We start from the raw sequence: 12,363 nt of genomic DNA on the forward strand, positions 1-12,363 counted from the left end.
ATAATATGGTGAGCAATTATTCTGAAACTGAGATAAAATCGATTAAGGAATTTATTTCCGATAAGTCTCAATGGATTGAAAAATCTATTCTTTGGGTAGATAAAAATTTAAAGTACGAAGACCGCAATAAGGCTTTACTTACTTTAAAGAATAGTTTAAATACAATTAAAAAAGTAGAAAGTAATATAGGTAACAAACCTGTAATTGCTGTTTTTGGAGCTAGTCAGGTAGGGAAATCGTACTTGATTAAAAACTTGCTGTCAGAAGAAGGGAAGCCTTTTAATATTGAGAATGATGGCAGTTATTTTGATTTTCTAAAAGATATAAATCCTCCAGGAACAGGAGCGGAAAGTACGGGTTTAGTAACTCGTTTTACCATAGATAAGGATCATAAGTTTTCTGATTTTCCAATTAAGGTCAATTTGTTGTCTGTTAAGGATTTACTTCTCGTGTTGTTAGATTCTTTTTTCTTGGATCTAAAGAAGATAACTGCTTTCCCATCTAAGGCTGATTTTGAAAGCCATATTAAGAAGCTAGAGGTTGAAAAACCAGATAGTCAGCAAGACTATATTTCGGAATATGATTTATTGGAAATTAAGGATTATTTTGAGAAGAACCTCTCTCAGCATACTATTCTTTTTGAAGGGCTTTTCGAGTCTCGTTTCTTTGAACGTATTGGTAGCGTGATAGGCAGCTATCGCCCCGAAGATTGGAGCCGTATTTTTTATATACTTTGGAACAAAGAAGTAATACTTACCGAGTTATTTATTCATCTCGTACAAAAGCTTAAACAGGTAGAGTTCTCTAAGATTGGGTACATTAAGTTTAAGAATGTTTTGCGCGAAGGAGGGGCCATTCTTGATGTGAAAAGACTTAGTGAGTTAAGAGAGGAATCGGCTAGTAAGTTAACGATTTTGAAAACCCCTGGAGGACGGGAGATTGAAATTCATGCTCCTGCCTTGACTGCTTTAATTGCGGAGTTGGTTTTTTCAATTCCAGAAAATCTCGTTGAATCAAAACCGTTTTTAGCCTTCAATGATTTGTTGGACTTCCCTGGTGCACGTAGCCGTTTGGCGCTAGATCAGAAGGAGGTATCTGACAAAAATATTGATGGTATGCTACTGCGTGGCAAGGTTTCTTACTTGTTTAATAAGTATTCTTCGGATTTTAATATCAATAACTTACTGTTTTGTACCAATGACAAACAGTTAGAAGTGAACGAGATTTCTTCCTTGCTTTACAATTGGATCGAGAACAATATCGGCGCTACGCCAGAAGAACGTACTAAATCTCTGCAAGGAGCTAGTTTACCTCCTTTGTTTGTTATTTTCACTTTCTTCAATAATCAGATTAAGTTTGATACCACCAATGATATAAAATTCCTTGAGTCTGCAGACAAATTAATGTATAAATGGGATACACGTTTTGAGCGTTTCTTCGAACAAGAGATTGTTACGCAAACCCGAAATTGGCATACCAAATGGACATTAAATCAAGAATTGTTTCAAAATTTCTTTCTGCTTAGGGATTATAAATATTCTAATGATTCTTTTCAAGGCTTTGAGCTCGAAGGAAAAGAAACAGGAGTTAGCCCAGAACGGTCAACCTTTTTAAGCGTGCTAAAGGAGTCTTTTGTAAAGCATGGCTTTGTACAGAAGCACTTTAGCAATGGAGAGCATTCTTGGAATCAAGTGGCATCTTTAAATCAAGATGGTTCGGCTCTTGTTACAGCGTCTTTAACAAAGGTATCCTCCAATCGGACGAAGGTAAATCATAACCTTCAAAAGATTAATGCCTTGATGTTGAAAGTAAAGCAAGAATTAACACATTATATCCATAACGATGATATTTCCGCTATGCGCGAAAGCAAAATGGGAAATGTTAATCAATTTCAGTTGTCTTTTAATAATGCGCTAGTAAAAGACATTACGCTTTTTAATACATTAATGACACGCTTGTCTTTGCATGCTCAGGATGTATATGCGTTGTTGAACGAAAATATGGTGGTCGATACGAGTGCTAAATTACTAGAGGAAACAACGACAGCTTCTATTATGATAACTCAATACCCAGAATTGAAAGATGCAAAATCTAAAGATGAGGTATTGGATATTTTGCAACGCAATCTATGGTTGGCTTCTCATCATGCGGTAATAGATTTCTTAAAACAAAATGGCGTTAAGGTCGAACATCTGCTTATTCAAAATGAGGCTAAATCCACGAAGGCAGAATATTACGTCCATTTGGTCATCGACAATTGGCTAGAAAAGATTAATGATTTTGATCAGTATCAAGATCTTGTAGCCTACGGCTTGAGTCGTAATAATTTGAACTTTGTATTGGATTATTTCAAAGAGATCTTAGAGAAACGTAAGGTAGCAGATAAACTTGTTCGCCTGCTGAATACTGTTATTTCTGAAATTGATGTTAACCACGGGTATGAAGTTTTCTTGGCTGAATCTTTTGCTTTAATCATTAATGAATTGGTGTTCAATTTTGATATCAATTATTTTACGACAGAAGAAAGAGATGAGGCTAGAAATATTACTGCTAGTAATGTCAATCGTTACTATGAGCGTCACTTAGATACTTCTAGTGTGGCTATTTCGTCACTTTTTGATAACGATCGTATCGATATTAGAGCTATTGCCTTGCAAAAATATAATAAATGGATTGAGTTTTTGCGTATTTCTCTGCTTGTCAATGCTGGATATATCAATTATGACGAAGAGGCAAACCGTGAGTTGCAGCATTTGGTACTGCAGTTTTTACCCTTAACCCTTTCTGATGAGGCTCAAAAAGAGACATATCGTTCAACATTAATTCCTAACCTAAGTTCCGATTTAAACTAATACGTTGTTTATGAATAAATTTTATTCCATAGCCACGGATAAGTATGTGCCTTTATCTTATGATAATGCTTATTTATTCAATCAGTATGACCGTATCAGCAATTTTTTAGCTTTTAACGTAGACAAGAAGTATAAAAATATTTTGGGGAAGCCTGTGAAGACCAATTATCAAATTGATTGGTATTCGCCTTTTTCAAATTTGCAACAATTGGAGCAATCAAACTTTAGGCCACAGGGTCTTCAGCAGTATTGGCAACTATATGAAGAGTTGCAAGAGGTTCTCCAACAGATGTCGCAAAGACAAGATTCAAATCTACATAATTGGATTGCTATTATTCAGGATGTTTTTAATCCAGAGAACAATTTGATTTTTACGAATGGTAAGGATATCAGTATTATATGGGGATGGAAGTTCGAAAATAATCAAAACCAAAAGCGTAATATTTTAACAAACGATTTTTCGGCGGTAGAAGAAGTACAGGCTCCTAAAGCGGAAAAACCACCAGTTATCCTTCCGCCTCCTATAATGCCACAAGTGGAGAAACCCGCGGAAGATAAAGACGGAAACGTTAAGATAGACATCTATGTAGACCCTATCGATCCGCTGCTCGAAGATAGGCTTAAAGAGACGGATTCAGCTGCTGTAGCTCACTCACAAAAAAGAGGTTTTTTAGGCTTTTTAAAATATTTTGCAGCCAGATATTGGTGGATATTAGTGGTTTTGCTGGTGTTAATCTGTCTTGTTTTTTTTGTTAAATCTTTATCATTAAACTAATATGGATCGTTTCAATAATACTTTCTTTTATAGAAACTGGGCTTTGTTTTATTTGCTCTTGTTTCTTTTAATAGGTTTGTTGATGTATGCTTTATGGTGGAATCCTAATCGTAAAGTCAGTCTTTTAATGCAGCAATTGGAAAATTGTAAAAACGTAGTACCAGCAGCTACGCCTCCTGCTGCGGCACCTGAAACAGTTCACTGTGATGCTCGTGTAGAATCCGGAGGCCAAGGTACGACGACTACCCAGCACGATTTGGGAAATAAGACAGGAAAGGTAACGTTGCAATTCGATACGGTAAAGATTCCTGATGAGATTAAAGTGTATTATGATGGCCGTATTGTAGCTCAGACTAATGGACTAGTAACGGGAACAGGCATTTTAGAGTGGAATTATACGGCACAGGCTGGAAAACCGGAGTTCTGCGTGGTGGAAGTATCTGCTCCTACGGAAAGCACCGTTTGGGAGTATATTGTCAACTGTCCTGAAGCAAATTAAAAGAGTGAAAGAATATCGCTACCCTGTTTCTTATTACCTAGCTATACTAGGCTTTATACTTTTTAGTCTTGTGTTTTGGTACTTCATTTTGGGTAAGTCATCTGAACCTACTGTTAAAGTTGTGGATTCGCCTCATGCGCAAGCTGGGGCAACGGAACCATCTATTGGTGCGCGTCAAGAGTCATCATTGCTACCTATTACTGCAGATAATATTATTATCGATGAGTCTAGCAAGCGGAAGTTGGTTTCCAACTTGGTAAATATTGCCATTAAGGATACCAGTGCACGGATTGATGAGTTTATTCAAGCGTTTAATACCTCTTTTGATACCAGTCGCTACCATTTACGGTATACAGATACAACGCTAAATTATTTACAAGTGACTGTTCCTGATGTGGAAAGAACACAATTTAAGGAGAGCGTAAAACATGCCGTTAAAAATATGGATTTATTGGTCTGGGATGAGTATTTGTTTACCCGTCAGGTTAGCTTAAATAATAGGGTAGAGGCCTGGCACCAGCAGGAAATAAATATTGATCCTGATCGATATAAAAATCTTGGTGCAGGAGTTACTATTGCCGTAATCGATAATGGGTTTGATTTGAATCACCCGAGCTTAAAGGGTAAATCGGTGGTGCCTTATAATGTGTTTTATGGCAATGCTGATGTCAAGCCAGCTTCCGTCAACCACGGTTCTCATGTAGCTTCTATAGCCTTAGGCAATTCTACGCTAGTTAAAGGTATCTGTGAGAATTGTTCGTTGATGCCTATACAAGTCGAAGATCCAAATGGGTATACGAGCTCCTCATATATTATACGTGGGATTCTTTACGCTATAAAGCATAAAGCAGATGTGATAAATCTTTCCTTGGGATTAGCTTTAGCGGACCAGGAGAACATTCCTTTAGGCCTTCAAGAAGAATTTATAAAAAATGGAGCCAAAGATGAAACGGACTTCTGGAAAGAGCTATTTGCTTATGCTAAAAAAAATAATACGGTCTGCGTTTTAGCGGCCGGAAACAGTAGTATGATGACAGGCTTTGATCCTTTTCAACGATCGGAGTTCACCATAAAAGTCGGTGCTTTAAATAAAGATGGAGCAGTGGCAGACTTCTCTAATTATGGAAGGTATACTACCCTTTTTGCTCCTGGTGTTGGCATACTTGGTGCCAAACCCAACAATCAGTCGGAAGTTTTAGACGGCACAAGTATGGCTGCCCCCGTAGTTGCAGGGTATGTAGCCTTATTAAAAGCTAAATATCCGAAGGCTTCATCGACAGATTTATATAACCTTCTCTTGACTAATACTGTAATAGAAGGCAATCATCGCATATTAAAAAATAAAACATTGAATTAGAATATATGAAACAAGAGAATTTTCTATTTGTAGATGTTATCTCATCTATCTTCCTTTTGGTATTACTGTTATGTAATTTCCTAGGGCTACTTTATATTACTGAAGGTAATATGCTCGTTAGTTTACTGCTTAGTGCATTGGTTGTTATTCTATATTATTTCGTTCTTCGGTTGCTTAAAAGGAATAAAGGGAAGATGGTCAACCAAGGGTATTGGAAAACTCCAGCGACGGCCTTTTTTGCTATTTACATCATCTTTGGACTTGTAAGTTATGGTTTTATGGTGCATTTGGTAAATATTGAAACCAATTGTAAAAAAGCCATTCAAAAAGAAGCTGTCGATAAAATAGATTTGATATATGGCTTAAAAGCACAGTATGAAGGGCGCGCGAAAGATGCTTTGCAGACCTTTGAAGCTCAGTATAAGACTAAATTACAGGCTTACAAAAATCATAAGTCTGCGTCTTTACGTGACGAGCTTAGCCAAGCTCCTTATCTTTTGCCGGAGGCTGTGTTAAACAGTCCTGCGAAAGATATTGATGTAGCGGCTAGCGCCAGTGCTGCGCTTAAAGCATACCAAGTAAAGGTTTCTAATACCCACAAATTGTTGGATAGCGTCATGGTACCTCAAGCGAATTATTATGCTAAGGCTTTTCAAGAGTGGGATCGTTTAAATATTTCAGGCAATTATAATGCTTTAAATAGCTTTGTACAGCAGAGTATAGACCTTATAAATAAGGAAATTAAGACATTGCCTGTCAATAATGAGCCTATAACTGTGGAAGTAAAGACTGGTGAGCTGGCAATATCAAACCCTATTGCTTTGGCGAAAGTCTACAAACCCGATTACATCATTCCTTTCATCATTATTTTGTTGATGCATCTTTTTATTCTAATTCCTTACTTCACCTTTTTTGTACCCGTTTATGCAGAGCCTAAAACCGACGCTATTCCTGGAGAAGTTGTAAAACGTGGTAATACTATTGAAATCTAAATCTTAACCGATTAATCATGGATAAACATAAGAAACAAATTATTCTCGCGAACTGTAATATGGTGCCTGTAGAGGCTTTAGATCAAGCCTTGACAGCAGCGCATATCTCTTTTGATGAATTGAAACAATATAATTTAACAGCTAATAAGTTGAATGAGCTGCAGCTTTTGGATGATCAAAGGAACGGCAAAATTGTTCTTCCTCCACCAATTCCGTTACCTCCACCTATCGGCAATTTAGGAGGAACGAGCAGTGGAGGTGCAATGCCACCGTCTATACCACAGCTAAGGAATGAACAGTCTAGTCAGGTTGAGGAGAATATATTAGAGAAAATCCGCGATCAAGAATGTTCAGCGGAAGATATCAAAAAAGCGCTTACTAACAAGAGAATTGGTTATGCTGATTTAGAAAACATAGGTATTGAAAAGAAGCTTATTCAAGCGTTGAAATTTTATTCTTCAGCTTCTGCGATTACCCTCTTTAAAAAAATTGAAGATCTACCAACGATGGAGTCGGGAAGAACAGATCTTTATATGGTAGGGATGCCCTATTCAGGAAAGTCTACCATACTGGCAAGTCTAATAAAATATGCGAATCAAAAGGGGATACTAATTCATGATAGTTATAATCCCGATGGGAATAAATATTTAGAGACCTTGAAGCGTAATTTAGATTATGGTGTGCTGCCTTTGCGTACAGGTGTAGCAAGTTATAATTACATAGCTACTTCATTGAAAGACGATAACAATACTGGTCATCCTTTTAATATTGTGGAGGTTCCTGGTGAGAATTATGTTAACATTTTTAATCAAGGTTTTGAGAATTCCGAGATTCCACAATTCATAAACTATATAAAGAGTGCCAACAAGAAGATTTTGGTTTTTGTCTTAGATGCACTATCTCATGATAAACGCTTTGAAGAGGAACGATTCTTTGGTGCTTTGGATCAGAGTATTGCCTATTCCAATATCTTGTCCATTTTTAAAGATGCAAAAGTATTGGAGAATACTGATGCTGTCTATTTCGTTGTGAACAAGTTTGACTATATAAAAAATAAAAGGTTCCAACATGACGATCGTCCAGAAGTAGATCTAGCTTTCGATTACATGAATAGTGAGTTTTTAGGCTTATTAGAAAACTGTAAGTCAGCCCGCGATAAATCGCGCAATAAGTTTAAAATTAAAGTGCTACCCTTTTCAATTGGAGATATTGTATATGATAAAATCGTTTCTCGTTTTGCGGAACAGTACCCGGAAGAATTAACAAAGAACTTATTAGAGGATAGTTTCGTCATTAAAGGCGGCGCTTTTTGGAAGAAATTTTTTTAGACATAAATTATGGAAAATATACAGTATAACAATAAAGTACACCTTATAATTGAACGCACATTCAACGGCTTGGATTATGATTTTATTTCTCCAGGACTTAACAAAAATGAATTCGAAAAATTGGAGTTCTCTTTTGATGAAACTAAGCAAGTTGGACAATTTAATAGCGGGTATTGCTATTCTTTAAAACGTACAGCTAAGCATCTTATATATTCAATCATTAACACTGATTATAAGGATAATGCACAACGTATGGGCTTTTGTGCTATTCGTTTGATTGTTGATCATTCAAATATTGTTCAAAATGTTCACAGTCATTTAACGAAAATAGTAACCCTTTATGTGGAGTATTTGCAAGAAAGTACGTTGAACAATCAAAATTATGATCGGGCGTTGGAAGATATTGCAAATGATACAATTCCAAAGCCATGGGTTAACCCTAGAGTAAACTATAACGATATTGTTTCTTATTCTTATTTAGACGTAAATAAAGATTTAAGTGAGGTATTTAATAACCCGAAGCTTATCTATGCCAATAAGGTTTATTTCTTTGCCAATGAATTGTCAAGTACCGAGTCCGTAGCTAGACAGTTTAGCCTCCAGCCTTTAAACAATATTTTGGATACGCTAAGGGAAACGAAATTTATAAATCCCGAAAGATGGGGGTATAGCATTCATGTTAATGATCAGGCTATTCCTGTTTCAAGCGAAGAGGTGTTACTTGTTTGTAAATCTTCGGATAGGGTAAGTTATAAAGTTGTTAGCGATAGACTTTTACAAAATGTTTCTCCACAAGAAACTGATGTACGCATAAAAAAAGAAGAAGTGAAGCCGAAAGAGTATGCTAGAGGTTATGATTCAGGTGCGAACTCCGATGGTGGCAGTAGCTCAGTTTGGCCATGGATTGTCGGCATATTATTAGGGCTGATAGGAGGATACTTTGTAAAGCCATATGTTGATGATCTTGTTTTTTCTGAACCTAGCCCAAAACAAGAAGAATTAGCATCCTTTAAGGTAGATGAAAGCGGTGTCTTTAACCTTAGCATTGATACAACACAAAAAAATATACTTTACATAAAGTCGGACCATCCGTTGATAAAGGACTACAGGTTTGTCTATGATAGCCAAACTAAAGGTTGGAAGTACATCAAGCGAAATGAGAATTCATCAACTGCGCAGAAGCTTTCTGTAATAGAGCTGAAATTGTTGCTTGGTGCTGATAGTCTAAACACGAATGTTTTTACAAAAGAGCTTCGTGAAATTTTTCCTGTAGCGATTCCAGAGGGTAAAAAAGAAGAATCCAAAGTTTCCGCTCCTAAGTCTGAAAGTCCACCTGTATCTACGGCTAAGGGCGCACAAGCACCGGTACCAGCTCAGCAGACAGCTTCCTCTACAAAAGAATCTAATTCTGTCAAAAAAAGTCAGTCTTCACCTAAGGAAAAAGACAAGGATGGAAAAAATATTGCTGATGAAGTAACCAATAAGACGAAATAACCATGAATCCAAAATATAGAAATCTATACTTTTTAGCAGCCACCCTAGGGGTCGGGCTGCTAATTATTGGGGTGATGAAGCTAATCGGGCCACATGGCCCCTCAACAGATAGGTCAAATAGCGGGAGGGTGGCTCAAATTGCTGGACATCAGGACTTGGAGAAGAAAATTGTATCAATGTCTACTCAAGATTTTAGTCCTAAACTATATAATAATCTGTTGATAGAAATTAATGCTGGAGCCACGCAAAACCTCTTTAATCAAGCGATTAAAGATATGCTTATCCAGCAACTGAATGCTAAATATAAAGAAGTATCTACGGCACGTATTCAAATGTTGCTGCGTGCGGACCCTGTAAACCAAGAGGAGATTCAGAATTTGATATCCCATCAAGAAACAACATTTGGTGCTACAGCGCAGCTCAATGCTGTAAAGAACAAATTCAAGGCATTGAATTATTATACGCAAGTATTACCCAATAAAATCCGTGCTTTTACGGATCAAGGTTTTTCAGGCTTTGATGGCAACCAATACCAGGCATTAATGAATGATCTTGAGCGTATGGGAAATATGGATGCTGACTTTAAAAAGAAAAAATCTGTGCAGGCAACAAAAAGTGCTGGTATCAGCAAACTGCGTGGTTTTTATGATAGCTATTTGGATTGGGAACAAAACATGAACTAATGAGGGAGTTAATTTTAATTGTGGCTATCGTATTTAGTGCTTTGTTTTCCCACGGACAAAATAAGGTTGTAGAAACCGATTCCACGGTAAGGCATTTACGGAATGTGATATCCGCCGTAAATACGGTGTTTTTAAAAGATAGCTTCACTAAAAGTGTATACAATGATGTCAACTATTTCCGAGAAAGAGGGCTAGAAAAAGAAGAGGATAAACTCAAAAATGCAATTGTATTGGCGCAGAGCATTGCCGAGGATCCTGCATTGTCAACTGATTTTCGAAATTATGCGCAACGGGTAATATTTCTTAATAAACAGATTTTAAAAGCACAAGAGCTTAGGAAGCAAATCGATGAAAGCGTATTTACTAAAAAGTACGACTCCTTAGTCGTTGCCGAATGGCAGAATAAACTGTATGCCTTGAAGATTGTTGATTGCACGAAGTTGAATACAGATATCGAGGGAATTGTTTTGAAAATAAGCACATATAAGGATCAGTCAACGGCCTTAAATAAGGCTCTTGTAGCCTATGTTAATAGACCGATTGTGGATCCGAAGGTTATACAAGAGCGCTTTCAAAAGCTAAAAAAAGAATACATCTTTCCATATCTTCTAGAAGTAATTTCTTTGACGGAAAAAGACCCTAAGGCCTATGATAGCAGTCTTTTGGTGAATACGAATACATCAACACAAGAGGGAGACCATAAAGTCGAAATTGCGGTGGATAGCATTGTAGAAGACATTAAAAAAACTTCCGAAAAACTTTAGTAGGTCCAGTAGGCTAACATTGAATTAAACTATTTTTATGAAATATATTTTTACCTTATTATTTGTAGGGCTGGTTGCCTATGGTTTTGCTCAAAACCAAAACGATACATTACTGTTGGAGGCCAAAGTGGCGTTAGACAAAAATGACTATGAGGCGTCTTTAAAAGCGCTTAATCGGGTTACTAGAAATAAAAACACAAACGAATTGGTTCAGTACTTTATGGTGCAGAATTATTTTGGCCTTTTGCATGAAGAGCAATATCCATCCTTCTCATTAATCAGTAAAACAAGGGATTTAGCCAGTTCATTTATTTCTAATTATCCGAAATCAAGTAGGATAAAGGAAATTCAGGATATCAACAGGGAGATGAAGGATTTCCCAAAAACAGAAGAAGAGTACATATTTAAAAAGGCTGAAGATGAAGAACGTAAACGGATAGCTAAGCAGAAAAAACTTTTAGACGAAATTGTAATGTTGTATCAAAAGAAAGATTTTGAAGGTTCGTTACGTGCTATTAAGGCTTCTCGTGATGCTGGATATAATGATGAACACGTTAAATATTATGAGGTTCTTATTAAAAACCAACAACTGAATGGTCTTCCCATGCAGACTTATCAAGCTATAGAAGAGGTTCGAAATCTTGCTTTAGTATTAATTAATAATGATCAAAAAAACCTGTCTGAAACAGAGAGTAAGGATTTGGAAAGAATATATGATACTTTACCGAAGTCGTTAAATGCTTTTCAGAAGCAGCAAGAGGAAAAAAGAATAGAACGTGAGAACCAAGAAAGACAGCGGAAATTTGAGGCTATCGCTCGTGACTTCCAACGGGAAAATTTTTATAAGGTCGTTAATATTTACAATGATTTTCCAGATGGTTCTAAAGAAAAGATGCAAGTGGATTATTTTCAAGGGATGTCGCAGTATCTACTCCTAAAGAAATCTTATGAATATTCATTCGAGGATCTTAGTTCAGCGCGCAGTAGTTTGAACTTCTTTTTGAAAAAATACGATAATCAAGACTTTACCCTTAAAACTGTGGTGACAGATGCTGTAACTGATTTGGAGCGAAACTACCCTCGCAATCAGTACAGCTATACCCAAATGCAAAATAAGAAAAAGCGTGAGCAGGAAAGACAAGTGGTTCGCAGTCGCCGGACAAAGTTTGTCAGTATCGGTTACGAATATGGAAAATTAGCACCTTATGGTATGCGTTTCGAGCTTGGTGGAAAAAGCGTAGTTGGTTTTTTTACTGTTCTTCGTTATGGTTTGAAATCCGAGTCTCAGATTAATGACTATTATAGTATGCATAAGGAGTCGGAACCCAATAAAAGTGAAATACTTGTTGGTCCTAATTTCCGACTAACCAATTGGTTATTTTTTAATGTAGGAGCTGGGTATGGTATCTACTCGCACTTTTATCGAAACGATTATGCCAATGACAGTGGTTATAAGACATCAGGCTATTTTGCTGGCTATAGTGGTGTGACATTACGAGCTGGTGAAGCAATAAATTTTGTTGGTGGCGTCTCTTCTATGGCTATTGATAAGCAAATCTCTGATAAGAAATTCATACGTCCTGAATTTACAGTTGGTATTACTTTTAACCTTAAATAAT

The 12,363-nt window shown here is 36.7% G+C and carries 10 protein-coding genes; all 10 read left to right on the plus strand.

Annotated features, from left to right (window positions below):
- The first annotated feature begins 5 nt into the window (after positions 1-5).
- The 10 genes from WH223_RS16090 to WH223_RS16135 are packed head-to-tail and all read left to right on the plus strand — an operon-like array spanning position 6 to position 12,362.
- Positions 6-2,852 (plus strand): virulence factor SrfC family protein, encoded by a 2,847-nt coding sequence (locus WH223_RS16090; protein WP_340048786.1) that lies wholly within the window; start codon positions 6-8, stop codon positions 2,850-2,852.
- Between the two features lie 10 nt (positions 2,853-2,862).
- Positions 2,863-3,627, plus strand: a complete 765-nt coding sequence (locus WH223_RS16095) for a hypothetical protein (RefSeq protein ID WP_340048787.1) — start codon at positions 2,863-2,865, stop codon at positions 3,625-3,627.
- A gap of 1 nt (position 3,628) precedes the next feature.
- Positions 3,629-4,126 (plus strand): hypothetical protein, encoded by a 498-nt coding sequence (locus tag WH223_RS16100; protein ID WP_340048788.1) that lies wholly within the window; start codon positions 3,629-3,631, stop codon positions 4,124-4,126.
- Between the two features lie 4 nt (positions 4,127-4,130).
- Positions 4,131-5,483, plus strand: a complete 1,353-nt coding sequence (locus WH223_RS16105) for a S8 family peptidase (RefSeq protein ID WP_340048789.1) — start codon at positions 4,131-4,133, stop codon at positions 5,481-5,483.
- A gap of 5 nt (positions 5,484-5,488) precedes the next feature.
- Positions 5,489-6,475 (plus strand): hypothetical protein, encoded by a 987-nt coding sequence (locus WH223_RS16110; RefSeq protein WP_340048790.1) that lies wholly within the window; start codon positions 5,489-5,491, stop codon positions 6,473-6,475.
- Positions 6,476-6,492: 17 nt separating this feature from the next.
- Positions 6,493-7,803 carry a TRAFAC clade GTPase domain-containing protein gene (locus tag WH223_RS16115; RefSeq protein WP_340048791.1) on the plus strand — a complete coding sequence of 437 codons (1,311 nt, stop codon included), beginning with the start codon at positions 6,493-6,495 and terminating at the stop codon, positions 7,801-7,803.
- A gap of 9 nt (positions 7,804-7,812) precedes the next feature.
- Entirely contained in the window at positions 7,813-9,297 is a 1,485-nt protein-coding gene (locus tag WH223_RS16120) for a hypothetical protein (RefSeq protein WP_340048792.1), read from the plus strand.
- A 2-nt stretch (positions 9,298-9,299) separates the two neighbouring features.
- Positions 9,300-9,980: a hypothetical protein gene (locus WH223_RS16125; RefSeq protein WP_340048793.1), complete on the plus strand. Its 681-nt coding sequence runs from the start codon at positions 9,300-9,302 to the stop codon at positions 9,978-9,980.
- A complete protein-coding gene (locus WH223_RS16130; RefSeq protein WP_340048794.1) occupies positions 9,980-10,744 on the plus strand; it encodes a hypothetical protein in 765 nt (254 codons plus the stop codon). The genes WH223_RS16125 and WH223_RS16130 overlap by 1 nt, the downstream gene beginning before the upstream one ends.
- A 37-nt stretch (positions 10,745-10,781) precedes the next feature.
- Positions 10,782-12,362 carry a hypothetical protein gene (locus WH223_RS16135; protein ID WP_340048795.1) on the plus strand — a complete coding sequence of 527 codons (1,581 nt, stop codon included), beginning with the start codon at positions 10,782-10,784 and terminating at the stop codon, positions 12,360-12,362.
- Position 12,363 lies beyond the last annotated feature (1 nt).

This window comes from Sphingobacterium sp. MYb382, assembly GCF_037572665.1.
GTDB lineage: Bacteria > Bacteroidota > Bacteroidia > Sphingobacteriales > Sphingobacteriaceae > Sphingobacterium.

What these genes read in the sequence shown, in the direction of transcription:
- WH223_RS16090 (WP_340048786.1), top strand. Translation starts at nt 6, where the DNA reads ATGGTGAGCAATTATTCTGAAACTGAGATAAAATCGATTAAGGAATTT.
- WH223_RS16095 (WP_340048787.1), top strand. Translation starts at nt 2,863, where the DNA reads ATGAATAAATTTTATTCCATAGCCACGGATAAGTATGTGCCTTTATCT.
- WH223_RS16100 (WP_340048788.1), top strand. Translation starts at nt 3,629, where the DNA reads ATGGATCGTTTCAATAATACTTTCTTTTATAGAAACTGGGCTTTGTTT.
- WH223_RS16110 (WP_340048790.1), top strand. Translation starts at nt 5,489, where the DNA reads ATGAAACAAGAGAATTTTCTATTTGTAGATGTTATCTCATCTATCTTC.
- WH223_RS16115 (WP_340048791.1), top strand. Translation starts at nt 6,493, where the DNA reads ATGGATAAACATAAGAAACAAATTATTCTCGCGAACTGTAATATGGTG.
- WH223_RS16120 (WP_340048792.1), top strand. Translation starts at nt 7,813, where the DNA reads ATGGAAAATATACAGTATAACAATAAAGTACACCTTATAATTGAACGC.
- WH223_RS16125 (WP_340048793.1), top strand. Translation starts at nt 9,300, where the DNA reads ATGAATCCAAAATATAGAAATCTATACTTTTTAGCAGCCACCCTAGGG.
- WH223_RS16130 (WP_340048794.1), top strand. Translation starts at nt 9,980, where the DNA reads ATGAGGGAGTTAATTTTAATTGTGGCTATCGTATTTAGTGCTTTGTTT.
- WH223_RS16135 (WP_340048795.1), top strand. Translation starts at nt 10,782, where the DNA reads ATGAAATATATTTTTACCTTATTATTTGTAGGGCTGGTTGCCTATGGT.